Source organism: Salinicoccus siamensis (assembly GCF_042429615.1).
GTDB classification, from domain to species: Bacteria; Bacillota; Bacilli; order Staphylococcales; family Salinicoccaceae; genus Salinicoccus; species Salinicoccus siamensis.
In genome coordinates this window covers 37405-64387 of the sequence record NZ_JBHMAH010000009.1, presented here as the reverse complement: position 1 = coordinate 64387, position 26983 = coordinate 37405, and the positions used below count along the sequence as shown (strand labels likewise).

29 protein-coding genes, 1 pseudogene and 1 riboswitch are annotated in these 26983 nt (G+C 51.4%); of the genes and pseudogenes, 10 read left to right on the top strand and 20 right to left on the bottom strand.

Translation table 11 applies throughout. The features are described from left to right. The first annotated feature begins 20 nt into the window (after positions 1-20). On the top strand, positions 21-557 hold the full coding sequence (locus ACFFLE_RS03735; RefSeq protein ID WP_380569810.1) for a phospholipase A2 family protein: 537 nt from the start codon (positions 21-23) through the stop codon (positions 555-557). Positions 558-580: 23 nt separating this feature from the next. Beyond that, on the top strand, positions 581-823 hold the full coding sequence (locus ACFFLE_RS03730; protein WP_344700759.1) for a hypothetical protein: 243 nt from the start codon (positions 581-583) through the stop codon (positions 821-823). A gap of 381 nt (positions 824-1204) precedes the next feature. Here ACFFLE_RS03730 and ACFFLE_RS03725 read toward each other — a convergent pair whose 3' ends face one another. Continuing rightward, positions 1205-1345, bottom strand: coding sequence for a hypothetical protein (locus ACFFLE_RS03725; protein WP_380569809.1), 141 nt, complete (start codon positions 1343-1345; stop codon positions 1205-1207). A gap of 366 nt (positions 1346-1711) precedes the next feature. On the opposite strand from ACFFLE_RS03725, the pseudogene ACFFLE_RS03720 reads away from it, so the two are divergent. The 6 genes and pseudogenes from ACFFLE_RS03720 to ACFFLE_RS03695 form a co-directional block, all read left to right on the top strand. Next, positions 1712-2225: pseudogene (locus ACFFLE_RS03720) on the top strand (recombinase family protein); the annotation flags it as partial. 86 nt (positions 2226-2311) lie between these two features. Next, the gene (locus tag ACFFLE_RS03715; RefSeq protein ID WP_380569808.1) at positions 2312-2425 is read left to right on the top strand and encodes a type I toxin-antitoxin system Fst family toxin; all 114 of its coding nucleotides are present in this window, start codon (positions 2312-2314) and stop codon (positions 2423-2425) included. Between the two features lie 384 nt (positions 2426-2809). Further along, positions 2810-2911, top strand: a riboswitch (TPP riboswitch). 126 nt (positions 2912-3037) lie between these two features. Continuing rightward, positions 3038-4036: an ABC transporter substrate-binding protein gene (locus ACFFLE_RS03710; protein WP_380569807.1), complete on the top strand. Its 999-nt coding sequence runs from the start codon at positions 3038-3040 to the stop codon at positions 4034-4036. Further along, a complete protein-coding gene (locus tag ACFFLE_RS03705) occupies positions 4037-4822 on the top strand; it encodes an ABC transporter permease (protein ID WP_380569806.1) in 786 nt (261 codons plus the stop codon). After that, positions 4812-5567, top strand: coding sequence for an ABC transporter ATP-binding protein (locus ACFFLE_RS03700; RefSeq protein WP_380569805.1), 756 nt, complete (start codon positions 4812-4814; stop codon positions 5565-5567). The genes ACFFLE_RS03705 and ACFFLE_RS03700 overlap by 11 nt, the downstream gene beginning before the upstream one ends. Beyond that, positions 5564-6655: an acyl-CoA dehydrogenase family protein gene (locus tag ACFFLE_RS03695; RefSeq protein WP_380569804.1), complete on the top strand. Its 1092-nt coding sequence runs from the start codon at positions 5564-5566 to the stop codon at positions 6653-6655. The genes ACFFLE_RS03700 and ACFFLE_RS03695 overlap by 4 nt, the downstream gene beginning before the upstream one ends. Before the next feature lie 121 nt (positions 6656-6776). Here the strand turns inward: ACFFLE_RS03695 and wrbA are convergent, their stop codons facing one another. The 13 genes from wrbA to pxpB form a co-directional block, all read right to left on the bottom strand. Beyond that, positions 6777-7385: an NAD(P)H:quinone oxidoreductase gene (gene wrbA, locus ACFFLE_RS03690; protein WP_380569803.1), complete on the bottom strand. Its 609-nt coding sequence runs from the start codon at positions 7383-7385 to the stop codon at positions 6777-6779. A gap of 91 nt (positions 7386-7476) precedes the next feature. Further along, positions 7477-8070 (bottom strand): alpha/beta hydrolase, encoded by a 594-nt coding sequence (locus ACFFLE_RS03685; RefSeq protein WP_380569802.1) that lies wholly within the window; start codon positions 8068-8070, stop codon positions 7477-7479. Positions 8071-8087: 17 nt separating this feature from the next. Beyond that, positions 8088-8708 carry a flavin reductase family protein gene (locus ACFFLE_RS03680; RefSeq protein ID WP_380569801.1) on the bottom strand — a complete coding sequence of 207 codons (621 nt, stop codon included), beginning with the start codon at positions 8706-8708 and terminating at the stop codon, positions 8088-8090. 2 nt (positions 8709-8710) lie between these two features. Continuing rightward, on the bottom strand, positions 8711-9607 hold the full coding sequence (locus ACFFLE_RS03675) for a VOC family protein (RefSeq protein ID WP_380569800.1): 897 nt from the start codon (positions 9605-9607) through the stop codon (positions 8711-8713). 25 nt (positions 9608-9632) lie between these two features. Next, entirely contained in the window at positions 9633-10586 is a 954-nt protein-coding gene (locus ACFFLE_RS03670; RefSeq protein ID WP_380569799.1) for a ring-cleaving dioxygenase, read from the bottom strand. Positions 10587-10674: 88 nt separating this feature from the next. Further along, positions 10675-11115 (bottom strand): MarR family winged helix-turn-helix transcriptional regulator, encoded by a 441-nt coding sequence (locus ACFFLE_RS03665; RefSeq protein ID WP_380569798.1) that lies wholly within the window; start codon positions 11113-11115, stop codon positions 10675-10677. A gap of 160 nt (positions 11116-11275) precedes the next feature. After that, a complete protein-coding gene (locus tag ACFFLE_RS03660) occupies positions 11276-12055 on the bottom strand; it encodes a putative hydro-lyase (protein ID WP_380569797.1) in 780 nt (259 codons plus the stop codon). Between the two features lie 12 nt (positions 12056-12067). Beyond that, complete coding sequence (locus ACFFLE_RS03655) at positions 12068-13279, bottom strand: NRAMP family divalent metal transporter (RefSeq protein WP_380569796.1); 1212 nt, start codon at positions 13277-13279, stop codon at positions 12068-12070. An 11-nt stretch (positions 13280-13290) separates the two neighbouring features. Continuing rightward, positions 13291-14049 (bottom strand): LamB/YcsF family protein, encoded by a 759-nt coding sequence (locus tag ACFFLE_RS03650; RefSeq protein WP_380569795.1) that lies wholly within the window; start codon positions 14047-14049, stop codon positions 13291-13293. Beyond that, entirely contained in the window at positions 14050-15408 is a 1359-nt protein-coding gene (accC, locus tag ACFFLE_RS03645) for an acetyl-CoA carboxylase biotin carboxylase subunit (RefSeq protein WP_380569794.1), read from the bottom strand. A 1-nt stretch (position 15409) separates the two neighbouring features. Next, a complete protein-coding gene (locus ACFFLE_RS03640; protein WP_380569793.1) occupies positions 15410-15820 on the bottom strand; it encodes an acetyl-CoA carboxylase biotin carboxyl carrier protein in 411 nt (136 codons plus the stop codon). Between the two features lie 4 nt (positions 15821-15824). Beyond that, a complete protein-coding gene (locus ACFFLE_RS03635; RefSeq protein WP_380569792.1) occupies positions 15825-16817 on the bottom strand; it encodes a 5-oxoprolinase subunit C family protein in 993 nt (330 codons plus the stop codon). After that, positions 16814-17530 carry a 5-oxoprolinase subunit PxpB gene (gene pxpB / locus ACFFLE_RS03630; RefSeq protein WP_380569791.1) on the bottom strand — a complete coding sequence of 239 codons (717 nt, stop codon included), beginning with the start codon at positions 17528-17530 and terminating at the stop codon, positions 16814-16816. Before pxpB ends, ACFFLE_RS03635 begins: the two co-directional genes overlap by 4 nt. Before the next feature lie 101 nt (positions 17531-17631). On the opposite strand from pxpB, the gene ACFFLE_RS03625 reads away from it, so the two are divergent. Together ACFFLE_RS03625 and ACFFLE_RS03620 are read left to right on the top strand one after the other, a co-directional pair. After that, positions 17632-18897, top strand: a complete 1266-nt coding sequence (locus ACFFLE_RS03625) for a M20 family metallo-hydrolase (protein WP_380569790.1) — start codon at positions 17632-17634, stop codon at positions 18895-18897. 71 nt (positions 18898-18968) lie between these two features. Further along, complete coding sequence (locus ACFFLE_RS03620; RefSeq protein ID WP_380569789.1) at positions 18969-21233, top strand: ATP-binding cassette domain-containing protein; 2265 nt, start codon at positions 18969-18971, stop codon at positions 21231-21233. 59 nt (positions 21234-21292) lie between these two features. Here the strand turns inward: ACFFLE_RS03620 and ACFFLE_RS03615 are convergent, their stop codons facing one another. The 6 genes from ACFFLE_RS03615 to ACFFLE_RS03590 all read right to left on the bottom strand — a co-directional run bounded on the left by ACFFLE_RS03615 (position 21293) and on the right by ACFFLE_RS03590 (position 26646). Beyond that, positions 21293-22552, bottom strand: coding sequence for a TolB-like translocation protein (locus ACFFLE_RS03615; RefSeq protein WP_380569788.1), 1260 nt, complete (start codon positions 22550-22552; stop codon positions 21293-21295). Between the two features lie 66 nt (positions 22553-22618). Beyond that, entirely contained in the window at positions 22619-23794 is a 1176-nt protein-coding gene (locus ACFFLE_RS03610) for a diaminopropionate ammonia-lyase (RefSeq protein WP_380569787.1), read from the bottom strand. 43 nt (positions 23795-23837) lie between these two features. After that, positions 23838-24035 (bottom strand): hypothetical protein, encoded by a 198-nt coding sequence (locus tag ACFFLE_RS03605; RefSeq protein ID WP_380569786.1) that lies wholly within the window; start codon positions 24033-24035, stop codon positions 23838-23840. After that, positions 24028-25014, bottom strand: a complete 987-nt coding sequence (locus tag ACFFLE_RS03600) for an alpha/beta hydrolase (RefSeq protein WP_380569785.1) — start codon at positions 25012-25014, stop codon at positions 24028-24030. Before ACFFLE_RS03600 ends, ACFFLE_RS03605 begins: the two co-directional genes overlap by 8 nt. 58 nt (positions 25015-25072) lie before the next feature. Beyond that, a complete protein-coding gene (locus ACFFLE_RS03595; protein ID WP_380569784.1) occupies positions 25073-25735 on the bottom strand; it encodes a DUF6320 domain-containing protein in 663 nt (220 codons plus the stop codon). Then, positions 25732-26646: an alcohol acetyltransferase gene (locus ACFFLE_RS03590; protein WP_380569783.1), complete on the bottom strand. Its 915-nt coding sequence runs from the start codon at positions 26644-26646 to the stop codon at positions 25732-25734. Before ACFFLE_RS03590 ends, ACFFLE_RS03595 begins: the two co-directional genes overlap by 4 nt. Positions 26647-26983: the final 337 nt, after the last annotated feature.

Below are 26983 nucleotides of genomic sequence, written 5' to 3'. Positions count from 1 at the left end.
ATTGAAGAGGAGAATGTGTTTTGAAGAAAGTCTTTTTAACTTTTATGACTGCAATTTTATTGTGTAGTGGTGTAAGCAGTGTTAGTGCTCAAGCCTCAGACAAAAAAGTTGATGAAAATAGTGACTTTGAGGAAACCCAAGAAGTATTAGAAAAATACATAACAAGTACTGAAGACGGAGAAGTTGTATTTGATGTAAATCAAGCTAAAGAGGACGGTCAAAGTGAATTTATCATTGGATCTGGTGAAATAATAAACCAATTGAATCAAGAATATAGCCAAGAAGAAGTAACTACTATGGCGATTCCACTTCCTATTTGGGGTAACTGGTGCGGACCTGGTTATGGAGGGGGAGAAACTCAAGATTTACTTGATGCTGCATGTAAGCAACATGATTTAGATTATGCAAAATATGGTTATTTTGATTGCGATAGTGATTTAAGGTTAATAGCTAGAATAGCTGTAGATCGTAGTAAAATGGGGTTCATAGAAAAACAATATGCTAGTGCAGTAGCTGCCTATTTTGTAACTCAAACTAAATATAATAATTGTTATTAAAAAGTAAAAAAGGAGGGGGAATATTGCAAAATAAGTTTAAAGTATTTTCTTTGATTTGCTTTGTATTATGTATTGTAATTTGGGTTCCAAATGTGATTTTTCAAGTCCCTAGCCCATTTTGGATTTTAACTTTTATCATTGCTCCTTTTGGATTAGTTTTTGCACTTTTAGCTAAAAATTATTGGTTAGTTTTTGGTAATTTTGTAATGTTCTTTAGTTTCTTTATTCTTATGGCTCTTGGGTATTATATAAACTCAAAATTATAAAATTATTTATATAGATAGAACTACTTTCTATGTAATCATAATATTTTAGAGCGCCTCAAGCCGCTCTTTCCGCTCTTTTTTGCGTTGAGCAAAAACTGGTTTTAGTCGACTGCAAGTCCACACTCTTTAATGACTTATAAAATAAATCTAGGATGTTATACCTTTATTCGGATGTACATAAATAAGTACATTGATATATAAGATAATATATACTCTAGCTTTATGCCGAGAAAACTTTTTGATGCGTGACAGGCCTTAAAATACACTGAGAGCGCAAGCGAAGTGGTAGCGACAGCTATCAACTTCCGCTTGGTAGGGCTCTTAGGATTTTTAAGGGCGCAACGCATCACACTCAAAAAGGAAATTGGAATAAATCAGTAATTAGAATGTATTTTTGTGTTTTTGAAATATGGAAATATACGCGAATTTCAAGTTTATAAAAAATATAACAATTGCTCCCATGGCACCAGCAATACCTGGTGCACCGAATAATTCAGTAAGTATTTCCATAAGTATTTCCATTAAACTCCCCCTCCATGTATGATATTTCTAATATACCAAAGACTGCACTCTTTAAGACAGTTCTTCTCTATCTATTTTAGGAGGGATTCTCACGTGGATTGAGTCAATGAGAGATGTGATAGGTGGCACTTTCGGAATTATTTTGCACTGATCTAGACGATAACTTGCGCTATAGTTAAGAAACCCAGCTTATATTTTCTGACGATGACAGTTGGGTTTTAAGTTTTAATGTGCAAATCAACACTTAAAATATATGCAATTTATCGGCAGAAGTGATAGTCAGATTGAAGTCAAAGTCTTATAAATAGACAGTGTGATGGTGTTGATACTACTGGATTCAGAGTGTGTGATTAGGGTGTATTTTAATTACATTCAGAAAAGAGGTCTGGCGCCACCGTAAATGAGCGAAGTATTTTTAAAGAAGTCTTAGACTTTGTGCGTTCAGGAGATCTACTCATCGTAGAATCCATTGATAGTCTAAGAAGAAATTATGATGAAGTGATAGATACTGTAATTTTTTAAAACAGAAGGATGTCCAGCTTGTCATCACAAGTTTGCCTATAATGAGTAAAGCAATCGGTAACCCTTTGTTGGATAAATTTATTAAAGATCAAATTATCCAAATCCTGGCCATGATCGTAGAACAGGAGCGTTCGGAGTCAACGCGCAGTCAAACCCAAGGCATTAAATTAGCAAAAAGCAAGGGAATCTATAAAGGACGACCAATACTTTATTTCCCAAATACCAAAGATCTTCAAAAGCTATTTGTTTATCATCGTGTCGTTTCTCAGTTGAATGAAAATATTGCCATATCTAAAATTGCCAAAGAGGTCGGGTTACACGACAGACAATCTACAGAATCAAGGACACTCTAGATTAGTCTTCACTATATAAAAGCGATGTATTCAAAAACGTTTTATATGATAAAATTGATGCGGTCATCTAGTTCACTTCTGTGCGGATAGCATGGAAGGAGGTGACACCATGTTTGCAACAATGTTTGAGTTTCTTATTGCACCAATTTTAGTCGGTGCAGTAATCACATTATTCTCGTATTGGTTGGATAATCGTGAAGACTGACTAGATGACTATACCGATAACACCAAATAACCCCCAATCTACTGCCATAGATTGGGGGTTTGGTGTGCCATGTAAAGCAACAATGTTTGATTACTTATATTATAGCATTTTCACGTTGCCTCGTAAATAAAATAAGATCTACAAAGTATTTAAAGGCAAGTTATGCCCCCTCCTTCTGTTAATTCCATCGAATAAAATGATCGATTTTCGAACTGTCTTCCCATTGTTAATATCGAGTGATTCCCAGTCCTTTTAGAACGGAGAAATATTTTTATGCCGTCAGCCTTCATTTTCGATTTATCATTTCCTCTTCAAATCAGTCCACACTCCCCTTCCAGCTTTAACCCCCGCCCGCATCATGTTATACTGTGTTAAGAAAATAATAGTGATACATGGGGGAGCCATAGCAATGGCTGAGAAGGATGCATCCTGACCCTTTGACCTGATCTGGATAATACCAGCGTAGGGAATGTGTGGCGGTTTTGGTCCTTGCCAGGTACTAGGCACCACGCCTCCACTGCTCTTTGACGCCTCCAGATACGGAAGGTGTTTTTTTATGTCCATTTCAAGAATGGTCACCAGACACCGCCATTTTCGAGAGGAGAATATATTATGAGAAGAATGTTCTATTCCATGGTTGCAATACTGTTCCTGTCCGCCTGCGGCGGAGGGGAAGACACGGGATCGACGGGTGAAGACGGATTGAAGGATGTCACTTTCGTCCTCGACTGGACTCCAAATACAAACCATACCGGCATCTATGCCGCAAAAGCAGAAGGCTATTACGAAGAGCAGGGGCTGGACGTCGAAATCGTCCTGCCTGGTGAAGCAGGGGCGGAACAGACGGTTGCCACCGGCAATGGGGATTTCGGCATCAGCGCCCAGGAAAATGTCACCCAATCGAGGTTGCAGGGTGTGTCCATCGTATCGATTGCTGCCATCATCCAGGATAATACATCCTATCTTGCCTCCCCGAAGGAATACGGTCTTGAGACTCCAGCCGACCTAGAAGGGCACACCTACGGCGGCTACGGCTCTCCAATTGAAGAAGAGACCATCGCCTCCATCATGAAGGCGGATGGTGCCGATATAGATGAAGTCGATATCCTGAACATCGGGGAGACGGATTTCTTCACTGCTGTCCAGCGTGACGTTGATTTTGCTTGGATCTATTACGGTTGGACAGGTGTTGAAGCGGAACTTCGGGATTTTCCGCTCAATACGATTTCATTCACCGAGTATTCCGATGCGCTGAATTTCTATACGCCTGTCATGATCACCAATGAAAAGTTGATTGAAGAAGATCCGGAGATGGTCGAGGCCTTTACAGAAGCGACTGCCAAAGGCTACCAACTTGCCATGGACAAACCTGAACAGGCAGCCCAGCATCTGATCGATGCAGAACCGGATCTCGATGAAGAGCTTGTCATGGCAAGCCAGAAATGGTTGACTGACGTCTACCAGGGGGATGCCCCATACTGGGGCCGCCAGGAGCACGATGTGTGGCAGAACTATATGGCTTGGATGTATGAGAATGAGCTGATTGATTCGGAGCTGGATGTCGAGGCGGCTTATACCAATGAATTCCTCCCTGAGGACTCGGATGATTAGATGATGAAACGCCTATTCTCGTGGAATATTGTGGCGCCCGTTTCCGTCATCATCCTCATCCTCGCCGTCTGGCAACTGGCCGCTTCGCTGTTTGACATCCCAAGCTGGATGCTGCCGAGTCCGGTCCAAATAGTGGAAGAAGGCATGCAGATCTATCCGCGCGTGCTGGATCACAGTCTCTCCACCGTGCTGATCGCACTCGGGGGGTTCGCCATCGGTGCCTCGGTCGGCATCATTCTGGCTGTCGGACTTCATCTAATCCCCCAGGTCAGGCAGGCCGTCTATCCATTGATGGTCTTGTCGCAGAACATTCCGATCATTGCACTGGCTCCGCTGCTCGTACTATGGTTCGGATTCGGTGCCTTGCCGAAGATACTGATCATCACACTCGTATGCTTCTTCCCGATCGCCGTTTCCCTGATCGACGGGTTCAGGCAGACCAATCCGGCGCTTCTCAATTATATGCGCATGATCGGTGCCAACCGCCGGCAGATTTTCTTTAAGCTGGAATGGCCAAGCGCCCTGCCCTACTTTTTTTCCGGTCTGAAGATCTCTGCGACATACAGCGTGATGGGGGCAGTAATCGCCGAATGGCTCGGCGCCCAAAAAGGGCTTGGCGTCTTTATGACGGTCGCCTCCTCCGCTTTCAGGACAGATCAGGTGTTTGTATCGATTTTTGCGATTATGCTGATCAGCATGATTCTGTTCGGGTTCATTCTGCTTCTTGAAAAATGGATGATACCTTGGAATACGGAAACAAAAGGGAGTGAACGGGATGACGGCTAAATTGCGCATAGAAGATTTGACCCACACATTCAAAGGCACACAAGATATCGACGTCCTGGATGGCCTTTCCATCACCATTAGGGACGGTGAGTTCGTTACCCTCCTCGGGCCCTCGGGGAGTGGCAAGAGCACCATCTTCAACCTGATCGGTGGGCTGATCGAACCGGATCAGGGAGATATCTTCATAGACGGCAAGCGGGTCAACGGCACCCGTGGCAACATCAGCTACCTGCCCCAACAGGATTCATTGCTGCCATGGCGCACGATTGAGGATAACCTTGTGTTGGTCCAGGAAATAAACGGCAGTGTCGATCGCAAGAGGGCCCGCAAGTGGCTGAAGCGTGCAGGGCTTGGCGGATATGAGGACTCTTACCCCAATACGCTGTCCGGGGGCATGCGGCAACGGGTCGCCTTCATCCGTTCCCTGCTCAGCCCCCAACAGTTGATGCTGCTTGATGAACCGTTCGGTGCGCTCGATGAACTCACCCGCCTTGATATGCAGGACTGGCTGCTCAAGATGTGGGAGACCGACCGCCGCTCCGTACTGTTCATCACCCACAGCATAGAAGAAGCAATCTATATGTCGGACCGCATATTGATACTGTCCGATAAGCCAGCAAAGATAATCAAGGAAATCCAGGTGCCCTTTGAACGCCCAAGACACCATGACATCACATTGGAAGATACATTCACCAAGCTAAGAAGGGAAATCTACCTGTTGTTGAGGGAGGGCGATTCACAATGATCGGCCAAAATACGATTGCTGAAATAAGGGAACACTCTGCAATGATGGAGGAAAGCGGCCGTCTCACCGAAAAGATGCTCGAATATATTTATGATGAAGGCCTCTTCAAACTGTTTCTGCCAGAGGCATTGGGTGGCAGTACGACCCCTCTACCTGAAGCGTTGCAGACATTCGAAACCGCCGCCTATGCCGATGGCAGCTTCGGTTGGCTGGTGCAGATCGGCTCTGGAGCGGGATTTTTTGCCGCAACGTTATCACCAAAAGCCGTCAAAGAATTCTTCACGGCCCGGGACTTCTTTATAGCAGGCAGCGACCGGCCGCTCGGCACGGCCCGAAAAACAGGCTCCGGCTACATCATCAACGGCACCTGGCCCTATGCAAGCGGCGCCCTGCATGCAAACCTGTTCACCGCCACTTGCAGGGTAGCTTCAGAGGATGAAGACGATGGTGCATTATATGCCTTCGCCTTTACACCAGAACAGGTGTCCATAGAAGAAGACTGGAACGCCTTTGGCATGAAGGCCACCGGCAGCCATACCATTCATGTTTCAGAAGCCGTCGTCCCAGCCCATCGCCGCTTTGATGTCGCTGCCCCGCACTTCTACTATGACCATCCCGCCTACCACTATCCGTTCCTGCCATTTGCATCTGCAAATATCGCCGCCACCGTCATTGGGGTGGCACGCCACTTCTATGAAGCGGCCCGCAAGCATATCGAATCAAAACTCGCATCCGGCAGGGAAGCAGATGCAAGGCGCCATCATCACACCTTGGATATTCTAGATGCCAATGAATCATCATTCATGCAGGCACGTCGGTCATACTACGATGTCGTCGAAACGTCATGGCAGGCCCATATGGACGGCAAGGTTCTTGACGATGAAATCCTCGACGCCGTATCCGACCACAGTAAAATAGTCGCACATGCTGCAGTCAGTGGTATTCAACAGCTCTACCGCCACTTAGGTATGGATATGATCATGGAAGACAGTCCATTGAATCGCATATATCGGGACCTGCTCACCGCATCACAGCACGGACTGCTTATAGACAGCGAAGGACAGATAGAAGAAATCAATACCATATAGCATAAAGAAACTGCCCATGATCTACTATTCAGATCATGGGCAGTCTTTTGCCCCGCCCCATTGGGTTCTTCCCTATATCAAACCCTTCGGGATCAGTGTTGTGTGCTGCTCATTGATGGCCTTATCGGTTGGCTGCAATCGATTGTGCAACGGAAACCGTCCGTTTCGCCTGATGCTTCACTGCCGGTTCAACGTCCTCGATCATTTTGCCGTCTGGTCCGACGGTGACGGTTGTACCGTAAGGGTTGCCGCCTGCTGTAAATAGCGTATCATCCGTATAGCCTGTCGGCACGATGATGGCGCCCCAGTGCATCATTGTCGTATAGAGGTTCAAGATGGTCGCCTCCTGACCGCCATGAGGGTTCTGCGCAGAAGATGTCGCACTGACGACTTTGTTGATCGTCTTGCCTTGGGCCCATATGCCGCCCTGTGTATCGATGAACTGCTTCATCTGTGATGCCATGCCACCGAAACGGGTTGGTGTATTGAAGATGATGGCGTCCGCCCACTCTATATCTTCAGATGTCGCAGTCGGTATATCCTTGGTTGCTTCATACGTGGCTTTCCATGCTTCATTTGCATCGATGACCGATTGCGGTGCCAGTTCATCGACTTTGAGGAGCCTGACTTCTGCACCTGCCGCTTCTGCACCTTCCTGGCTCCATTTCGCCATCTGAAGATTTGTACCACCCATGCTGTAGAATATAACTGCTACTTTAACATTTTCCATTTATTCATTCTCCTTTGACCTGTTTAATAATTTATCCAGAAATCCCATTTTCCACACTCACTCTCCATTCATTCCGCATCTTGGCACCCAATCATCCATTCAGCCAGTTCTTCGCTTCCATCGCGGCATCCTGGGTCAGGCTGTGGCCATTCACCCATGTCACCGTGGCGTCTGCACCGCGTTCTTCAAACAGGTTGATCACACGATCGCTTTCCGCTTCAGGCACAATCGGGTCACCTTTGCCTAGGGATAGGAATACGTCCACATCATTGAAGTCCTGCTTTTCTTCTACATCTGCCGGATAGAGGGGCGCGAACAAGGCCGCCCTCTTGAAGGTCCCTGGCTGCTGAAGCATCATTTGTATCGCGATGTTGGAGCCATTGGAGAAGCCGACAAAGACGACATCTTCCAGTTTGAAATCATGCTCCTTAGACTTTTCAACGATGAACTCATAAAGTTCATTGCCACGGAATTCAAGGTCTTCCCAATCATACTTGCCTTCCCCGTGACGTTCGAAGTAGCGGTTCATGCCGTTCTCCTGTACATTCCCCCGAACAGACAAGACATTATATTCGGGGTTCAACAGCTCAGCAAGCGGCAGCAGATCCCTTTCTGTACCGCCCGTACCGTGAAGCAGGACGAATACTGGTGCACCTTTCTTCTTTTCATTGTATAAGTGTTCCATTACCGGTCATCTCCTTATCATTGTGGTCTTTCTACTGTAAACATACGTCCTATTTCTGCGTAATCATTGCCTGCGAGCCTGCTTACGGCACCTAATCCTATAGGGGCGATATAGCCGTCCTGGTATATGCCATCATCTATATGATAGTGCTGCACCTTCAAGAGCAGGACATCTGCTGTGGCAATACCGTCATCATTGTAGATTACAATCGAATCGTATAATTTTGTTTCAAAGCGTACTTTGGCCTCGTTCACACCTGGGACTCCAATAGAATCGGATGCTACTGCCGTAAACTGCGAAACATCAAGCTCGCTCTCCTCGGGCGCCAAGGGAGCTGAAGCGGCATTGGCCGACTCTACATTTTCTGTATCGACCATCTGCACAACCGCTTCCCCACTCTCAAGGATATTCCTTGCAGTATCCTTCGAATTACCGTCCGCCCGTTGCACCGCAATGGAGAGCATGGGTGGATTGTAGGTGACGATATTGAAGTAGCTGAACGGGGCGATATTGACGACCCCTGACCCGGACTGCGTCGATACCAGAGCAATCGGCCTTGGGATGACGGAACCGATCATAAACTTCTTTTTCTCTTTTGCCGTCACCTCATGCGGCGCGAAGTTCAGCATGTTGCGCATATCTATACATCCAACTTCGGCAACAGACTTTCGTACTCCCCACGCCTATGCTCGTATTGCGGCGGCAACTTCAGGGCGGTGCCTAAGGCATCTTTATCTTCATCCCTATCGAATCCCGGACCAGCAGTCGCAAATTCAAATACGACATGCCCCTTTTCAGACACATAGATGGAATTGAAGTAATGCCTGTCCTTGATTTCAGTAACGCCGAAGTTTTCATCTTTCAGTGCAGCCTGCCAGTCATTGAGCACACCCATATCCGGTACAGACCATGCGATATGATGCACTGTACCAATGCCGAACCTGCCTGGGGCAAGCGGCGGGATTGCTGTGATGATATGATGCTTCTCCTCACCAACTGTCTCGAAATGGAGATTCTGGCCGTCGTAATCGAGCTCCGTCAAGCCCATCATATCAGTCAGCATCGCCTTCGTGCCGCTGGGATCAGCGGACAGGAGCACAGCACCGTGGAATCCTTGAATCGCGTTGTCTTCAGCAGACGCTTCCCCTTCTACAAGGGCGAGTTCGAGCCCATGTGTATCCTCAAATTCCAGGGTGTCTTTCCCGAACAGTTCAGTCACTTCGACATCAATGTTCTGACTGCTGATGTGGTCCTGCCATTCACCAAGGCTGCCTTTTGGCACCCTGAAGGCGATCCTGCCCACCTGACCGCTGCCTTTCCTGCCTTCGCGGCGATCATTGGTCCATGGGAAGAATGTGATGACTGTTCCTGGTGTCGCATCGTGGTCTGAAAAATAGAGATGATAGACGCCCGGGTCGTCGAAATTGACTGTCTGCTTGATGAGGCGCAGACCCAGAACGTCCCTATAGAATTTCAGGTTTTCATTTGGGTCACCGACTATGGCACTGATGTGATGGATTCTTCTTATCGCTTCCATTTGGTCAATTCCTCCTATATGCACATTAAGAACGCTTTGTATCGAAAGGACGTATCTGCGCTTCGATTTCTTCGCGTTGTGATTCAAGGAACGGTGGCAAGGCAAGGCTCTCGCCGAGCGTCTCATATGGTTCATCACCCATGAACCCCGGCCCGTCGGTTGAAATTTCGACCAGGATGTCACCAATCCGTGTGTACAGTGCCTCGAAGTAGAAGCGGTTTACGTTACCGGAGTGTCCCATGCGGTTGTGATTGTATTTTTCTTCCCATTTTTTGATTGTCTCGTGATCTTTCACCCTGAATGACACATGGTGGACTTGTCCATAACCTTGACGGCCAGGAGCCGATTCGTCTTTTCGTAAGATTACTTGACCGCCATTGCCGCCCTCACCGACTTCAAACAGCGTTACATTCTGCTCTTCCAGAACCGGTTTCATATCATAGATTCCTGTAAGGATCTGCTTGAACTCATCGAAGTAGCTTACCGTGATTTCAATCGGCCCCAGACCATAGATTGCTTTATCTTCCGGCACCGGACCGTTCTTCCATGGTATGCCGGGAGCCACACCTGTATCCCCTTCATCGGAGAACAGCTGATACCTCTGGCCATCCGCCTCTTCAAACGGCAGCACTTTTTTCCCGAAAATCTCTTTGATGCCATCGTTTTTTACATCAAATTCTTCGAATCTCTCCAAATAATATTCCAGTGCCGCGTCATCTGGCACTCTGAGTCCTATACGTGAAATCGAGTTCGTACCCGGTGACCCTTTCGGGATATTCGGGAAGTCGAAGAATGTTACGTCTGTACCGGGAGACCCTACATCGTCCGCGAAAAATGTATGGTAGGTGTGGATATCATCCTGATTCACAGTCTTTTTGACCAATCTCATGCCGAGTACTTCAGTAAAGAATTCATAGTTCCGCTTTGCGTCGTCCGTCATCGCTGTAACATGGTGAATACCGAGTAGTCCTTCAGTCATTTCAAAAACTCCTTTTATATGATTTGCCCAATTATTATCTTCAATTAGAGATAATTAGTTTTTTTAAAGCCTGTGCGCGGCACAAGCTTCATTTCAATAATCCTTCTGCATGCAGACCGACACGTTTCAACAGATCGATCGCCTCTTCAACTTCATCATCCGTCCATTCATCGAAAATGGTATGAATCAGCGCTTCCTGTTCTGCTACGCGTCTATTCATATATTGCGTACCCGCTTCAGTGATGCAGGCAAACATTTTCCGTCGATCTTTTTCACAGGGTTTCCTGTATAAGAAACCCTTCTCTTCCAGTTTATCGATGACATATGTGATGCTGCCGCTACCCATCAGAATCTTCTTCCCGATGGATTGAATCGGCTGTTCCCCTTTATGGTAGAGAAGTTCCATCACTGCATACTCATTCAGATTGATCTCCTTCTTCAGAAAATCCTGTTTGATCAGCTTCTGGACGGACTGTGAAGACTTGATGAAGACGGTGAAGGCTTTGATGCGCGGGTCGATATTCACCATATCTGCACACCCTTAAAATTAGTTTAAATTCAATTATATTAAATTTAATATATTTGTACTATAAGCCATGATGGATGATAACGCAACCCCTTGGCTCAAAAAAACATTAAATTTAATCTAAATGTATTGAATCCAACCTTTTTGAAGCGGTGCAATGCCTTTACTCAGGTCGCTGAACTTTAAATTCTTCATTGTATATATCCGTGACGAACATATGCCCTGGAGCATGGGTGATCATCACTTCCGGTCTGGCATTCAATGCAGCGTTCTGTGGTGTGACGCCGCACGCCCAGAATACAGGCACTTCATCCTCTTCAATCTCGACACTGTCGCCGTAGTCAGGCTTTCCGATATCGATGATTCCGATCCCTCCAGGATTGCCATGATGGATGGGACGGCCATGCATATCCGGAAACTTGCCTGTGATCTCGGCTATACGTTCTACACTATCTTTCTTGAACGGTCTCATCGAAACCACAAGTTCACCACTGAAGATGCCTGCCGGCACGGTTTTGATGTTGGTGCGGTACATCGCGACATTCCTGCCCTGCATGATGTGCTTCATCTCAAACCCGGCACCAGTGATGGCCTGCTCGAAAGTAAAGCTGCAGCCGATCAGAAACGTCACAAAGTCGTCCTGCCACCACTCGCTTATGTCGTCGACGGTTTCCGATAATTTACCGTCCCGATATATATTGTAGCGTGGCACATCAGTACGGATATCCGATCCTTCTGCATAAACACTCTCCGTCCGGCCATCCTCTAGCACCTCGATGATGGGAACGGCCTGGTGGTTGCGCATTGCATACAGAAGGAAATCGAATGCGTAACGCTTTGGCAGGATGACGACGTTGGCCTGCACATGGTCGCCCGCCGCCCCTGACGTCGTCCTATTGAATATGCCATTTCTGATCTGGTTTCTAAGTTCTTTCGCTTCCATGGTATCTCTCCTCTAGTTCACCCATAAGTCCTGCAGACCCTGCAGCGACATGACTCCTGCAATGATTGTGATGATGATGGCGATGATACCGAAGACGATCATCCAGGTTGGGTGGTGATACTCTCCAACCACTTTCTTTTTGCGGGAAGCAACCAGCACCGCCCCTAAGGTCAACGGCAGGATCAGGCCGTTGAAGGCGCCTGCCAGAATAAGCAATGTGACCGGTCGCCCCACAAACGTAAAGATGATGGTGGAGATGACGATGAAGGAAATGATTACAATATTGTTATATTCATCGAACACGCGGTGCAGTGATTTTAGGAATGAGGCACTTGTATAGGCGGAGCCTATGACTGAAGATAGCGCCGCTGCCACGAGCACGATACCGAACACCTGCATGCCGATGTCGCCAAGCGCGATCTGGAAGACCGATGCCGGTGGGTTGTCAGGATCGAGTGCCACACCACCGGATACGACACCGAGGACTGCGAGAAACAACAAGATGCGCATGACGCCAGTCGTCAAGATGCCATAATTGGCGGCACGGCTGACAAAGCCCAAATTCTCACGTCCCGTCATACCCGCTTCTATCAGCCTGTGGACGCCTGCGAATGTGATATAGCCGCCGACGGTTCCGCCGACCAATGTGACCACCGGCAGGAACAGTGCCAGCGGCTCTTCAGGCATGACGGCGCGATAGGCTGCCTCCCCGTACGGGGGATCGGATTTGATCATGACGAAAGCTGTAATGCCGATCATGAGTACGCCGAGTATCTGGATGATGATGTCCATGACCGCCCGGCCGTTCTTGAGCAGGAACACGACGATGGCGATGACGCCGGCCAACGCCGCACCGATCCTCGGGTCCCATCCGAAGATGGCATTGAAGCCGAGCCCCGCACCGGCCACGTTGCCGATGTTGAATGCGAACCCTCCAAGCACGATGAAGAACGCGATTACATAACCGAGCCCCGGGAAGACATCATTGGCGACATCCTGCCCCCGCTTCCCGGAGACGCTGAGGACGCGCCAGATGTTGAGCTGCGCCCCGATATCGATGACGATTGAAGCAAGTATCGCGAATGCAAAACTGGCGAGGAACTGCTCGGTGAAGACGCTGGTCTGTGTCAGGAACGCGGGTCCGATGGAAGAAGTCGCCATCAGGAAAACCGCTCCGAACAGCAGCCTGCGCTGCATCGCTGTCATTTTGGGCTTGTTATCCATTATCCCACTCCCTACATCGTTTTGATTTCAATGTCATTCTCTTTCAGCCGCCGGCGTATCTCCCGGACGAATTCAAGCGCCTTCTCACCATCCCCGTGCACACAGATGCTGTCGGCCTGTATTTCGATATCAGATCCATCTATTGCTTCCACTCGGCCTTCGGTCACCATCCGGATGACGCGCGCCGCCGCTTCGTCCGTATCGGTCACCATCGCACCCGCCTTGCGGCGGCTGACCAGTGTACCATCGGCCTCATATGCCCGGTCGGCGAAGACTTCGTGCCGCACTGCCAAGCCGGCAGCTTCCCCTGCTTTCACCAAGTTCTGATTGGATAGCCCCATGAGTTTGAGGTCGGGGTTATAAGTTTTCACAGCCTCTGCAATGGTTTGGGCGAGATCCGGGTCGGTGAATGTGGCGTTGTAGAGCGCGCCGTGCGGCTTGACGTGATTCATCCTTTGGCCCAGAGCACGGCAGAAGCCATCAAGGGCGCCAAGCTGATAGATGATGAGCGTGCTGATTTCATCTGCCGTCATATCCATATAGCGCCGGCCGAAGCCCGATAAATCGGGAAACCCCGGATGGGCCCCGATGCCTGTTACGCCACTGTCCTTTATCAGCCGCACGGTCTCCTGCATGACGGAAGGGTCCCCTGCGTGGAAACCACACGCCACATTCGCCGAAGAGATGAACGGGATGATGTCTTGATCATTGCCGATCGTGTAGTTGCCGTAGCTTTCTCCAAGGTCCGCATTCAAATCCACTGTAAGCATTCATATCTCCTCCTGATTGATTATTGCGTTGCGCTCAAGGAATTTTATATCTACGTCATTCTTCCCATAGTTTGGATGGTTCATCAAAAAGTGCTGGAAATCAAGGTTTGTCGAGATGCTTCCGATCACTGTCTCGTCAAGTACATGGCGCATCTTGAGGATGGCTTGCGCGCGCGTCTCGGCATGCACTATGATCTTTGCGATCATGGAATCGTAGTGCGGTGGAATCACATACCCCGGGTAGACGTGGGAATCGATGCGTACGCCGTGCCCCATGCCGAAGTGGAGCATATCAATCTTGCCGGGTGCGGGCATGAAGTTGTTTGCCGCGTCTTCAGCATTGATGCGACACTCTATGGCAAAACCTGAGATCCCTACATCTTCCTGTCTGATGGATAGCGGCTTGCCGCGGGCCACCTCCACTTGGGCACGTACGATGTCGATGCCGGTGATGGCTTCCGATATCGTATGCTCCACCTGGATGCGGGTATTCATTTCAATGAAGTAGAAGGCGGCTTCTTCCTCAACATACAGGTATTCGACTGTGCCGGCGCCGCGGTAATGGAGGTCTGCGACGGCAGCGGCCGTCCGTTCTGTAATGTCTTTGCGGGAAGCCTCAGGCAGGATGGCGGCGGGCGCTTCTTCTATAAGCTTCTGGCTATTGCGCTGTATCGAACAGTCACGCTCGTAGAGGTGGACCGCATTGCCTTTTCCGTCCCCGATCACCTGCACCTCGATATGGCGCGCTTTTTCGATGAACTTCTCGACATAGATGCGGTCGTCGTTGAATGCATTCTTCGCTTCCTTCTTCGCTTCCTTGAAGTACTTTTCGAGTTCAGAAGACTCATGCACAAAGCGCATGCCCTTACCGCCTCCGCCGGATGCCGCTTTTATGACGAGCGGAAAGCCGATCTCCTCAGCAATATCCTCCACTTCTTCGAACGTCTCCACCACGCCTTCGCTGCCTGGAATAACGGGTACCCCCGCCTGCTTCATCGTCTGCCTTGCTTCCGATTTGTCCCCCATCCGGGAGATCGTCTCCGCAGTAGGCCCGATGAAGGTCACGTCCATTTCTTCAAGCCGCCGTACGAACTCCGCCGATTCCGACAGGAAGCCGTAGCCCGGGTGGACTGCGTCCGCCCCTGTGACCTCAATTGCCGAGACGATGGCGTCGATGTCCAGATAGCTGTCTGCGCTCTGGGCGGGGCCGATGCACACCGCTTCATCCGCCAGCGCAACATGCATACTCCTTGCGTCCGCTACCGAGTAGACTGCCACGCTCCTGATGTCCATTTCCTTCAGTGTCCGGATGATCCTGACGGCAATCTCTCCCCGGTTCGCAATCAATACTTTCTCCACATCAGTCCCCCTCCTGCCGGATGGAGATGAGCGGTTGGCCATATTCGACCCCTTCCCCATTGCCGACGAGTATTTCTTCCACCGTACCGTCAACATCCGACACGACATCGTTGAATACTTTCATCGCCTCAATGACGCCGAGGACGTCCCCTTTTTTGACAGCCTCACCTTCAGCTGTATACGTCTCCTTGCCGTCTTCATCCTTGTCTATATAGAAAGTGCCCACTTGTCCGGCATCTATGGTGTGGGCCCCACTGTCTCCCGCATCATCCTTCACTGCGGGCTGCGGCTGAGCACTTGTTTTTTCTTGTGCTTCGAGATGAATCTTGAAGTCCCCGTCTTCCACCGTCAGCACCTTCAACTGCTGCTCCTGCATAAGCGCTGCATAGGCTTTCACTTTTTTGACATCCATTTAATTAACCTCCCATTAATTTTTCGATCTTTTTTGACACCGGGCGAATATGCGCACGGAAATCATTATTGGGCTTCATATAAGCGCCGTCTTCAATCCGCGCCATTTCCGCTTTGTACATATCTGTCGCTTCCTCCACTGTGACGGCCTTGAACCTGATTGTCTCTCCAGGTTGCTTCTGGACGAATTTCGGGATATCCGCCCGGACGACCGTTGCGATCTTTGCGTAGCCGCCGGCGGTCTGCCGGTCATTCAGCAGCACAATCGGCTGACCGCCCTTCGGCACTTGTATACTGCCCAATTGTGTCGGTTCCGACAATACATCATGGGAGTCGGCTTCAAGTTCTGGCCCTTTCAGGCGGGCTCCCATGCGGTCTGCGTCCTTCGTCAATTCATACTCGCCTTCAAAAAATGTGTGCTGCATGGCTTCATCGAAACGCTCGAACTGCTGGCCCGGCACCACATGGACGACATCATCCCCTGCAGGTATCTGAACACGTTGCTGAGCGATTTTGTGCACCTGTCCACCGTATGCAGCAAGCCGATCGGAAGCCTTGAGTGGACGCCCACTATATCCGCCGATGCCGCTTCTGGCATGGGTTGAGGCGCTGCCGAGCACCCGCCTGACCTTGAAGCCACCGGCTACGGCAAGATAAGTGCGGGCACCACTGGCGGCTGCACCGATGGTGATTATGCTGCCCTTTAGGACTGGGATGGCAATCCCTGAAGGATGGCTGCTGCCATCTATATCAATCGGCATCTCGGCGCCGGCCGTCGCAATGAAAGTGTCAGAGAGCACCTCGAATGTGCCGCCCTGCAGCGTCATTTCAAGTGCGGCGGCATTTTCCGTGTTGCCAAGCAACTGGTTCGCCAAGCGGAACGCCCGGTAGTCCATCGCCCCGGCGGGCGAAAAGCCCTCTGACTGATGGCCGTAGCGGCCGAGGTCCTGGACGGTCGTGTAGACCCCTGGCTTCAGTACTTTCAGAATCCCCGTCATTTGTTCCTCACCTCGCTGTTCACTTCATAGTCCCCTTGGGCGACACGCTTTTCGATATCCTTGTACTCGTCTTCCCCGATCGAACGGTAGACGATGCGGTCCCCCGCCCCGTAGAGGATCGCCGGGTTTCTATCCGCATCAAAAAGTGGAACGGGCGTGCGGCCGAGCAGGTGCCAGCCGCCTGGTGACTCGAACGGGTACATGCCCGTCTGTCGTCCCCCAATCCCGACAGAACCTGCCGGAATGCTGACCCGGGGCGTTTCCAGCCGATCTTTATGCAATCGTTCGTCGAGACCGCCAAGGAATGGAAACCCCGGCATGAACCCAAGCATATAGACGAGATACTCGGTATCCGCGTGCAGGCGCACGACGTCTTCCTCGGACAAGCCCGATGCTTCAAAATGACCGATGTCCGGCCCATACTCCCCGCCGTAGCACACGGGTATTTCGATGACCCGGTACTGGAACGGCTCCTGCACAAGTGCATCGATATCTATTTTCTCAAGAGCTGCCTTAAGTTTTTCCAAGTCTACAGAAAATACTTCGAAATGGATGATGAGACTTGTATACGACAGTATGACCTCCACCACGCCTTCAAAGGACTGTGCTTCTATATGATGGCGCAGGGCGACGATCTGTCGATTCACCGCTTCATCGATTTCGTCGCCCAAATATATCGTCAGTGCATCTTCTGCAAACTGTCTGATTTTCATGCCTTTGCCTCCAAACTGAATTTTCACACTTTTTTCATCTAATATCGTATACTATTATGGACAAAGATGAAAGACCATTACTTAAATGAAGGAGCATAAAAATGACACGATACTTCTTGGATAGGATGAAGGCAGAACAGCTGGAGGATGCCTCCGGCCATAGACTCCACGAACGGTTCATGACCATCGCCGAAATCGGCATGACGAAAAATCAAGGGTCGCGGCGCATGGGGTATTCGAAGGAAGAGGAGGCAGCTAAGCAGCAGGTCATCAAATGGATGGAGGAGATCGGCATGACGGTGCGCCGCGACGGCGCCGGTAATGTCTTCGGCAGATACCCGGGACAAAACGATTCGAAAGTCTTCATGGCCGGTTCGCATCTCGACACCGTGCCGGACGGGGGACATTTTGATGGTGTCGCCGGCGTGCTTACCGCGCTCGAGATCGCAACACTGTGGCATGAGGCGGGATACAAACCGAAGTACTCCTATGAAGTAGCCGTCTTCAGCGATGAAGAAGGCAGCCGCTTCAACAGCGGATTGACCGGCAGCCGGGCTTTTATGGGGATGTTGACGGAAGGGGAAGTGGATAAATATAAGGACCCTTCCGGTCAGGACTTTGACGCCGTCATGGACGCAGCCGGGTTGGACCGCACACATTTCCTGGACGCGGAGGGACCTGATTATCCGATTGAAATGTATGCGGAGGTCCATATTGAACAGGCCAGACAGCTCGAAGAGAAGAATCTGCCGCTTGGCATCGTCAGCGGCATTGCCGGGGCGACGCGCACCAGTGTCGTATTCCATGGAGAAGCGGGCCATGCCGGCAGCACCCCGATGCCGGGACGTCAGGATGCGCTGGTCAAGGCATCCGAATTCATCTCGACTCTACCCCAGGTCGCCCAGGGCATCAGTGAGACGGCAGTCGCCACAGTGGGCAAGATCAATGTCGAACCGGGCGGCGTCAATGTCATCCCGGGCGAAGTGTCGCTTGTCGTCGATGCCCGGGATATAGACGTCGAGCTGCAATCTGCGCTCATCGATGCCGTTCGCAACCATGCCGAACGGACGGTTGAAGGCAGCAGCGTCACGGTCGATGTCGATCTGACGACCCGCATCATGCCGATCCCCATCCAGGCTGAGGTCATCGAAAAGATGGAGCAGTCCTTCGACCGCAATGGATTGATGCCCGTCCATCTGCCGAGCGGCGCGGGGCATGACGCCATGGCCATCGGCACAAGGCACCCGATTACCATGCTGTTCGTGAGGAGCATTGCAGGCATCAGCCATAATCCGGCAGAATTCACCCATATTGCGGATATCCAGCAGGGCGTGCGTGTACTGCAGGATTTCTTCGAAAATTACTAAAACCGGAAAGAAATGATTTCTTCCCTATTAAACGCCTGTTTTTCGGGTAGAGTGACAGGGAGGTGAACCGAATGTCATATATACGCATCAAAGGCGCCAATCAGAATAACTTGAAGAATGTGAGCGTCGATATACCAAAACATACCCTGACTGTCTTTACTGGACGCTCCGGCTCAGGCAAGTCATCGCTTGTGTTCAATACACTCGCAGCTGAATCGGAACGCCTGTTGAACGAAACGTATTCAAGCTATCTGCAGAATCAGATGACGCAGTACGAGAAGCCGGACGTCGATCAGATCGAGAACCTGCCGGTGGCGATGATCATCAACCAGAAGCGCCTCGGCGGCAATTCCCGTTCCACGGTCGGCACGATTTCCGACATATACTCGTCGGTCCGTCTATTGTGGTCGAGGATCGGGGAACCGTTCGTCGGCTACTCCAACGTCTTCTCGTTCAACAATCCAAGCGGCATGTGCCAACGCTGCCAGGGATTGGGGTATGTCGAAGATATTGACCTCGATGAACTGCTCGACTACGACAAGTCGCTGAATGAAGATGCGATCAAATTCCCATCCTTCCGCCCGGACAGCTGGCGCGGCAAACGCTATCTCTACAGCGGTCTGTTCGACAACGATAAGAAGCTGCGCGACTATACGGATGAGGAAATGGAGACCTTCTTGTACACGAAGCCGACACGTCTTAAGAACCCACCTTCGAATTGGCCGCGTACGGCACAGTTCGAAGGGCTGATCCACCGCTTCAGACGGTCGTTCCTGCTCAATGACAACTTCGAGAAGAAGCGCTTCATCAACGATGTCAACCGCGTCGTCACAAGCCGCGACTGCCCCGACTGCAACGGCAAGCGCCTGAACGACACGGTGCTGTCATGCAAGATCGATGGCATGGATATCGCGGATTTCACAAATCTGTCCATCGAGGAGGCCATCCCGTTTCTCAAACAGCTCGACGACCCGAAATCCGAATACATCATCCGGCCGCTGCTCGCGCAGATGGAGTCCCTGTCGTATGTCGGACTCAACTATTTGACGCTTGCCCGTGAGACACCTTCCCTCTCAGGCGGGGAATCCCAGCGCATCAAACTCATCCGCCACTTGAACAGTCCGCTGGCCGATCTGGTCTACATCATCGATGAGCCGAGTGTCGGCCTGCATCCGGAAGATATCGAAAAGATCAATACGATCATGCGCTCCATCCGGGATAAGGGCAACACCGTCCTTGTCGTCGAACATGATCCCGACGTCGTCCAGATCGCCGATCATGTCATCGACATCGGTCCCGGTGCCGGCCAGCACGGTGGCGAAATCATCTTTACGGGGTCGTATGAGGAACTGATGAAGACCGATACGCCGACAGCGACGGCACTCGACCGTCCGCATCAGCTGAAAGCACAGCCGAGGCGCCCGTCAGACTTCATCAGCCTCAAGCACATCACCAGAAACAACTTGAAGGATGTCTCCGTCGACATCCCGAAAAATGTGCTGTCCGTCGTGACCGGGGTGGCCGGTTCCGGTAAGAGTACACTGATCAAGACTGGCTTCCGCGATGATCCGGATGCGATATTCATCGACCAGAAGCCGGTCCATGCTTCGAACCGTTCGAACCTGCTGACCTACATGGACCTCTTCGATGACATCCGGACCTTCTTCAGCAAGCAGACGGGACTGCGCAAGGGCATGTTCAGCTACAATTCTGAAGGCGCCTGCCCGGAATGCAACGGCAAAGGCGTATTGAAGACGGAGCTCGCCTTCATGCCGGACTTCTCCCAGACTTGTGAAGTGTGCGGCGGCACCCGCTATAAGCCAGAAGCATTGGCGGCCACAGTCGATGGCTATTCCATCGCTGATATACTGGCGCTTACCGTCGAGGAGGCATTGAGCGTCTTCAAGACCAACGCCCATGTCATCGAACGCCTGAGAACCGTGCAGGATACAGGGCTCCACTATATGACCCTCGGCCAGTCGCTCGATACATTGTCTGGCGGTGAGATACAGCGGGTCAAGCTCAGCCGCTACCTCGATGGCGAGGCGACAGGCCAGGTCTTCATATTTGATGAACCGACGACCGGGCTGCATGAAGATGACATTCCGACTCTACTCGAATGCTTCCAGGAGCTGATCGACCAGGGCAACACCGTCATCCTGATCGAACATAACCTCACCATGATGACCCATGCCGATTGGATCATCGATGTCGGTCCAGGCCCCGGTCTAAAGGGCGGTGCCATACTCTACAGCGGTGCGCCCTCCGGCCTGCTTGATGTCGAGTCATCGGTGACGGCCAAACACATCAGACGCTATATCAGCAATCCAGAATGACACATAAAGAAAGCCTCTACCCTTTTGGTGGAGGCTTTCTCTGTATAATCTGAGCATCTTCACTTTCTTCTGTGTCGCACCGTCCTTCTGTAGAGCAAGGCAAACACCAGCAGTACACCTGTACAACCGAGCAGCCATACGGAAAGCATCATCATTCCGATTGTTCTCCATGGGTCATCGAGCCCGAAAAACATCGTGGTGATAACCAGCACAGTCAACAAGGCGCTGGCTGCAACAGGAATGAGTGCCCGGCCATGGAGTTCCGCATAGACGATGGCCAGCCCAAATGTCAGCAGATAGAGGAGCGTCAAGGTTGCGGTGTTGATCGATTTATCCAACATCGCCCCAAAATCCACCCCACCCGAAGTTTCCGGCATCTCGACTTCAAGCGGCGCCATGTCATCCCCTTCATAGGAAATCGTCTGTATCTCATAGACAGCCGGCTCGGACGGCCAGTCCTCCTGCACCAAAAATGCGAGGCGCTCTTCACCGTTGAAGAATGCCGGGGACGTCACCGAAGCATCTTGGTTGGTCAATTGCTCCATCTCTCCCGTTTCAGTGTCCGTCAGAAACAGCTCATAGATGTAGGTGCCTTTATCCGACTCGCCTGCCTGGGCTGTATAGGCAAGTGAAGCGCCGTCAGACGACAGGGTCGGGACGCCGATGTAGCCAGGTCTTCCGATTCCCACATAGGGGTGTTCTTCTTTGGTCTTAAGGTCATATGAACGCATCTCCTCTTCCATGAAATGGAGCATCTCCCCATCCGCGGAAACATTCAATCCCCGCATATCGAATGCATCCTTATCCGTCAGTTTTTCATGGGCATCGCCTTCTCTACTGACGCGGTGGAGATCCCGTCCGTTTTCCGTCGATTCAGGAGCCGCGAGCAGATCTTCTGAAGGCATTGCGATATAGTAGACTGTTTCTCCATCCGGTGACATGGCAGCCTCAAAGACATGAGTGTCAGTGCTTGTCAGCTGGATGGGTTCGCCACCTATCTCTGGCAGGAGATGAAGTGTCTGTACCCCCTCTTCCGAGCGGCTCAAGTACATCAACCCTTGACCATCCGGAGTGAACTGGGGTTGGGTATGATCCGCCTCTTCTGTCAGCGCGATTTCTTCCGTACCCCCGCCGATATTTCCTATATAGATGGATTCCCTACCGTCATCATAGTAGGAGAAGGCCACCTGATCATCGTCCGGAGAAATATCGATCGATTCACCCAAACCCGTATGGTGTCTGTACGGGCTATCGTCTGTGGTCATACTGTACGTGACTGCTGCAGCAAACAGGATGAAGCCGATGATGATGGCCGTCATCAAACTCCTTTCTTTATTGATGCTACCCCTCCTTTAGATGTGACACTGGTTCAATCACTGTGACTGTCACTCCCGCATCACTTGCCTATAGTGATCGGGATCCGTATCCCCTTCTGTATTGATAAGGAGGATATTGGATGACCCGTCCAGGCCGAGGGCCTGCCGTGCTTGTGAATATCCGTCTTCTGTCATCAGCGCGTGCAGCGCGCCGAGTGTGACGGCTCCGGAGGCACCCGAAACGACAGGTTCATCTGAACCGGTCGGCCTGCCATAGAGGCGCATGCCATGCTCACTCGTTCCGTCCCCACAGCGGATGAAGGCGTCCGCTGACGCTTTCAGCATCTCAAAGCCCTGGGTACTCGGCGCCCCACATGCCAGGCCGGCCATCACAGTATTTAAGCTTCCTGTGACTTGTTGCGATTTACCGGAAGTATCCTTCATCGATTGATGGAAGCAATCCGCCGCCCCGGCCTCAACCACGATGATCCGCGGGCGGTTACCGTCCATTTTGCTGAGTACCGCGGCTGTCATCGCAACAACGAACGATCCCACTCCAGCCTGCAGAAATACATGCGTGATGTCGTTGAAGGAAGTATCCCCCAATTGTGCATGGACTTCGGACATGAGCGTCGTGTATCCTTCCATGATCATCAGCGGAATCTCGTCATACCCTGGCCAAGCTGTATCCTGCAGCAGCACCCACCCATGCTCTTTTGCCAAGTTGGCCGTCTCTTTGACGGTGTCATCATAGTTGAGTGTGGTGGCGGTCGCTTCCGCCCCGAGTTGCCGCACTGCTTCAAGACGGTGTTCGGCCGCCCCTTCAGGCATGAACACTTTGGCCTTCTGCCCGAGCAGACTGGCCGCCCACGCCACCCCTTTGCCGTGGTTGCCATCTGTCGCAGTCGCGAATGTCACGCCGGGATGCGTTTTAAGCATTTTCAGCAATTCATTGTAATCATTGAAATCCAAGCCTTCGTACCGCCTGAAATATTCCGCCATGACATAGATTCCGCCCAGCCCCTTGAACGCATTCAACCCGAAGCGTTCCGATTCATCCTTGGCATAGATGTTCGCGACGCCGAGCTGTTGTGACAAATCATCCAGGTGAACCAGCGGTGTAGCGGCATACTCCGGCACACTCTGGTGGAATTTTGCCGACCGCTCCATCACCCCCTGTGTGAAGTGCGCGAGCAGATCAGTTTGCCCCCCTTCCTCCTTAAATCGATTTAAGACCATATCCATAGCTGCTTCCCCCTTACAATCATCGTCAATCGATCTAGATTTCTTACCTCGACTCTTCCATCTTCGCCTCTTTACGCTTCTTCTTTTTCTCTTTTATGCTGACAAGGAAATAGAGCGGCAGCATGCCGACGACGAATGCCACAATGACGATGGACCGGTTTTTCGGTCCCACCCAATCGAAGACGTAGAGGCCGAGGAACACTAGGATTACAACCGCAATCAAAAATAACTTTTTATACATTGTGCGCCACCTGCCCCCAGTCTTTTAATATCTCCTGCATCTGCCGGCGTGCCCGTGCCCCTTCACGGATCGGATACTGCGGGAAGACATGGTTCATCTTCGGATATTCATAGTACCTATATGGTGCACCGGCCGCTTCAAGCATGCCGGCAAATTTCCGGGCGTCCGGCAGGCACACTTCATGCTCGCCGACGAACAGATGGATCTTCGGCAGACCGTCGATACTGCCGTATATCGGTGACACTTTGTAGTAGGTCGGATCCGCGTCACCCGCCCAGATGCGGCCGATGACTTTCAGGTTGGCGGGTTTCAGCATCGGGTCCAGTGCCGCATATTTCTTCATTTCGGGATGGGTCATCGTGACGTCGAGCCAGGGTGATATGAGGATCAACCCGTATGGCTTGGGCAGCTGCATCGACGCAAGCCACTGGGTGAATCCTAAAGCCAGTCCGCCGCCGGCCGAATCCCCCATGAGCACGGGCACTTCCGGGTCCTCATCCAGCAGTTCACGGTACAGCCGGTCCACCGCGTCATACGCATCATCATAAGTAAATTCCGGGGTTTTCGGGTAGATCGGCACGATGAATTCAAGTCCCGTATCCTCCACCATCCCATCTAAAAACATCCAATGGAAGAGCGATGGCTGATGGATGTAGCCGCCGCCGTGGAGATAAAGTACCCGTCTGTCACCCTGCTTCTGGCGCGGCTGGAGCCGATAGACTTTCATATCGGCCTGTTGAGAGATGCCGATTTCCGACCGCAGTATGCCTTCCGGTATCTTATGTTCCTTCTGGTTCTCCCTGAAGTTATCGGCAAGCATCTTTTCATCCACATCTTCGAGATCGAAGTTGACGAAGCGGATGATATCTTCAGCAAGCTTGCTGCCGATGCTCCGCTCTTCCACCAGACGCGCCCGTACCGAATACGATAAAACCCCGACGCCCGCCAGTATGGCTGAAGCTTTGAGGACATCTTTCATGCAATCATCCCTTTCGTTTTGAAGTGCCCTCTGAAGAGGAGCGGCTCTCTGAGTACCATTACAGATGGAAACGCCGACCGAGCTGGGTCATGAAGGCGCGGGTCGCGAATGCAAAGATCAGCGTGAACGTCGTGACGCCAAAGAGCAGTGCGACGACGCTCGGCCACATGACGGTCGCCATGCCGACCAAATGGAGCAGACCCGGAACGAAGCTGAGCGCAATCATCAGCAGCAGAAAGCTGACATAGCCGCTCCATTTCAGGCGCACACGCAACATGAAGATCGACATCAGCAGGATGCCGCCGATGATCAGGAACGGTACGACGTAATCGACGGACCACTGGACGGAGCCGGACATCGCGTCGATCACCAACAGCAGGATGGTCAGGCTGACCACCTGCGCGGTGATCTTGCCGCCGATATGGGAAGCCGAGAGTATTGTATGGCTGAGTGATACCAGCACATAGAATACGGCCACGGCGACGTAGAATACCCATAGGAACTGGGGCATGACGATGATGTTGACCGCCAATGAAGCAATCACCGCCAGCACCCCGAGGAAAATGGCGATTCTGGTGATGCGGGCTTTTATGCGCTGTTCCTCCCGGTTGTAGTCCGGATACCAGGTTTCGCCGTCTTGTTTGTCAATGCCGGTGGGTGCGTCGCACAGCGGACATTCCACCTGCCCCACCCAGACACCACAATTCGGGCATTCCGTCATATCCCATCCCCCCAGTCGTTAGAGTAGACGGTGATATCCTGTCCAGTCTTCTCCTTAAGCAGCATAAAGAATGTGCGGATGATTTCCTGCGCCATGATCGAGCGTGAAAATGTGATCGTGAGGCGGTCGTTCAACGTGCCGATGCCGCAGTTGATCGGACTCTTCCGGGTCGGATACAGCACCACTTCCATACGGTCGACGTATGGTTTCATCGCTTCCGGCAGCTTGATGTTGCCGAGGTTCGACAACGTCATCGTCTTGAGCCGTTCGCCGAGCTGGTTGAAGCCAAAGCGCATGACCGGATATTTGAGCATGACCGGCACAGCACGGGTCAGGGGGTTGGTCTGCAGTGAGACGAAGCGGTTGATGCCGGCCTGCAGGTTCTCCTTATCCGTCTTATCGGCAAGCTGGGCCGACACATCTTTGATGAGGTCATCAAACGTCACATAGCCGTCCATCGAGACGTCGATGTTCGCGACATAGAAGAAATTGCGCAATGTTGTGGATGGAAAATGCCGTCTGAGGCTGACGGGCACCGCTATCGCGATCCGTTCCTCCCGCCTGTCGCCTGCTTTCTTCTCGTCGTGGATCGCCTGGATCAATACGCTGAGCAGGAAACCTGTAAGCGAAGTCCCTTGTGCCTTGGCGAAGGCGTTGACCTTGCCGGCATCCATCACCCCGTGGATGACGTTGATGCCCGGCGGTTCGATCGGCACGCCTTTGATCTGATAGGACGGCTTCAGCCGCGGACCCGTACGCTTGATGTTCCGGGACGTCGCAAAGCGCTCGAAGCTGTCTTCCATCTCCTCCGGCCGCGGCGGGTCTTCCGGCACCAGGATATCATTCCCAACCGGGTCTTCCATGCCGCGCAGCATCAGATATTGGTAGACGAGCGTCTTCAGAAACTCCACCGCGCCGCCGCCATCGGTCACCGAGTGGAAGATTTCCACCGAGATGCGCCGGTCGAAATAAAGCACCCGGATGAGGTAGGCGTTATTTTCCTTCGCATCAATCGGGGCACATGGATGTGCGCCCTCCCGCTTGACGCTGAGCAGTTCATCATTATGCTCCATAAAGTCCCAGAACAGCCCTTTACGCACGCGTACCTTGAGCGTCGGGAAACGCACTGCGACGATATCGAGCGCTTCCTGCAGTGTTTGTCCATCGACCTTCTCACCCAGGATCATCGCCACCCGGAATACCGCAGAGTTCGTCGCATCCGATACCGCATGGAATATCTTTCCGGTA